The 2401-nt window shown below is 32.2% G+C and carries 4 protein-coding genes; all 4 read left to right on the top strand.

What is annotated here, in order from left to right:
* The first annotated feature begins 91 nt into the window (after positions 1–91).
* The 4 genes from ACSHZO_RS15770 to ACSHZO_RS15755 all read left to right on the top strand — a co-directional run bounded on the left by ACSHZO_RS15770 (position 92) and on the right by ACSHZO_RS15755 (position 2214).
* Positions 92–772, top strand: coding sequence for a hypothetical protein (locus ACSHZO_RS15770; protein ID WP_298248410.1), 681 nt, complete (start codon positions 92–94; stop codon positions 770–772).
* 201 nt (positions 773–973) lie between these two features.
* On the top strand, positions 974–1207 hold the full coding sequence (locus ACSHZO_RS15765) for a hypothetical protein (protein WP_298248411.1): 234 nt from the start codon (positions 974–976) through the stop codon (positions 1205–1207).
* Positions 1191–1493 carry a type II toxin-antitoxin system RelE/ParE family toxin gene (locus ACSHZO_RS15760; RefSeq protein WP_298248412.1) on the top strand — a complete coding sequence of 101 codons (303 nt, stop codon included), beginning with the start codon at positions 1191–1193 and terminating at the stop codon, positions 1491–1493. The genes ACSHZO_RS15765 and ACSHZO_RS15760 overlap by 17 nt, the downstream gene beginning before the upstream one ends.
* A 328-nt stretch (positions 1494–1821) precedes the next feature.
* Positions 1822–2214 carry a hypothetical protein gene (locus ACSHZO_RS15755; protein ID WP_298248413.1) on the top strand — a complete coding sequence of 131 codons (393 nt, stop codon included), beginning with the start codon at positions 1822–1824 and terminating at the stop codon, positions 2212–2214.
* Positions 2215–2401: the final 187 nt, after the last annotated feature.

The following is a 2401-nucleotide window of genomic DNA, read 5'->3' as shown; positions in this document are numbered from 1 at the left end:
TGCCTAACTAGAGACCGTTATAGTTCTCCCCTTAGTTCTCTCTTAAAATATGAAAACAAAGTAAAGGAGACCGTTGTGCAGCATTTTAAGCATGAAAAAACTTATATTTATAATATTCATATTTGCCATTTGGAGTTGCGAAAGTCAAAACAAAAATCAGTTTGCAGAACAAATGGAAATTGGGGAAATAACATGGTTTATACCACTAAATCAAGATACGATTATTGAAAGAATCGATCCTGCCCAATTAGATTTAAAAAAGCAACAACTATTTATTGATGTTTCTAAAAACTCTATTTTCAAAAGAAGCATTAAAAATTGGTCGACAACCAGTAATGAAGAGATTCAAGAACAAATTAAACATTTCGAAACACAGAAAAGTTATCCTGAAATAGAGAAGAAATGGATAACCATTCGAAAATATCAAGGTGAATTTTACAATTACGATCCTTGTGATGGAAACGATTTTCGAATGGAGGTAAAAGGAAATGCGTTAATATTTGAAGAACTCGAAAAAACTATTTTTAAAATTGAGAAAGTAAACTTTAGTAAAAATGAATGGATCCTAAAATCTACTTTTTCTCCTGGAATTGATTTGATAATTGAAAAAACCAATATCAACAATCTATATACTTTAAATTTCAAGAGTCCACATGCTGAGAAAAAATACTATATAACTTCTTTCGATAACATTGATAAATTTAATTTGATTGTAAATCACTGTCCAAATGAGAAAGTCAGAGAATTTGATAAATTTCAAGATCCAGAATAAAACGCAGCACAACATCGGTTCATCGCAAATAACGGGTATTGCAGAAAAAGTGTAATTTTAGAAACCAGGAAAGAAAAGAACTAATCCGACAAGTCCGCGTTCCTACTCCCGCAACTTGCGATAACCGTAACCGTTATGCAGCAGTTAAAAAGTTCGTGTAAAGAACAAAAGAAATTAATCTCAAAATTGTAAATTTGAGTTATGGATATAAATATTCAAAATAAGAAGATCGAATTAATTCAATGGTTGTCCACTTTGAATGACGAATCCATTATTGAAAAAGTAATGAAATTGCGAGAAAGTGAGAAAACGGACTGGTGGAAAGAAATCTCTAACGAAGAAAAAAAATCCATCGAAAAAGGAATCCAGGATGCTGATTCCGGAAAATTAAGATCTCATTCCGAAGCGAAGAAAATATATGAAAAATGGTTATAAAATTTTATGGACTGACCACGCTCTTTCCGAATTAGAAAATACGATTGAATATTTAGAAGAAAATTGGACTGAAAGAGAATTGAAAAATTTTTCTCAAGAATTAGATCATACTATAGAATTGATTTCAAAAAATCCAGAGCTTTTTCAGGTTTCCAAAAAGAAGAAAAATGTTAGAAAAGCTGTAGTGGCAAAATTTAATAATTTGTACTATCGCCAAAATAACGATTCGATAGAAATACTATCATTATTTTCCAACAGACAAAACCCTGATAAAATCAAAATTTAACCGCTGCATAACAGCGGTTCATCTCAAATTCCGGGTTTTGCGGAAAAAGCGTAATTTTAGTAACCAAGAAAGAAAATGGTTAATCTGACAAGTTCGCTTCCCTACTCCCGTAACTTGCGATAACCGCAAACCGTTGCCCACAATATTTGAAATCGTGATAAAATTGAAATTCCTTCTTTTTACTATAATTGGTTTTCTGTACACAAGTTGTAAAACAGACAAAAAACCTGAACCCTACAAATCGGATCTAAAACTGACTGAGAATTTATCTGATTTTACAGATCGAATAACAGAGAAAGACACAGTCAAGATCTTCGCGGAATTAAATATGGAATGGTGGATTAGACGCGATGAATTAACTATTACCAAAAAGAACAACGAAATCAGACTTCAGACGACAATTAAAGAGGATACGACATTTGAAATGAAGTATGAGATGCGGACAAAAGAACTACCAAGAAAAGTAATCTATAACACTGATCATTCATTTGAAAAACACTTTACAAATAGAATTGAGCGAACAAGAGATACAACAATTAGACAATACATTTATAAGATTATATCACCTAACGATACACTGACATTTTATACCGACGGATTAAGTGATAAAGGTCGGGCAGTAAAAGAATATTATGAATTTATGCAACGGTTTTATCCTGGCGAAAAAGAATTCAAATTTCCAGAAGTGGAATATGAAGAAGTCGAAGATTTTACTTTCTAAAAAATACTGTGGGCAACAACGGTTCATCGCCAATAAGCGGCAGCATTAGAAAGAAAATAATTAACTTGACCAACAAACTAACACTAAGCCGACAAATCCGCGTCCCTTATTCCGCCAACTGGCGATAACCGTATTCCAAGATCAAAAACAAACCATTTTCAATAAATTTTAAGCAGCATATTTGCAT

The organism is Christiangramia sp. 3-2217-3z, assembly GCF_051195275.1.
In the GTDB taxonomy this organism is placed as follows: domain Bacteria; phylum Bacteroidota; class Bacteroidia; order Flavobacteriales; family Flavobacteriaceae; genus Christiangramia; species Christiangramia marina.
The sequence above is the reverse complement of the archived record's forward strand: the minus strand, read 5'-3'. Positions and strand labels throughout refer to the sequence as shown.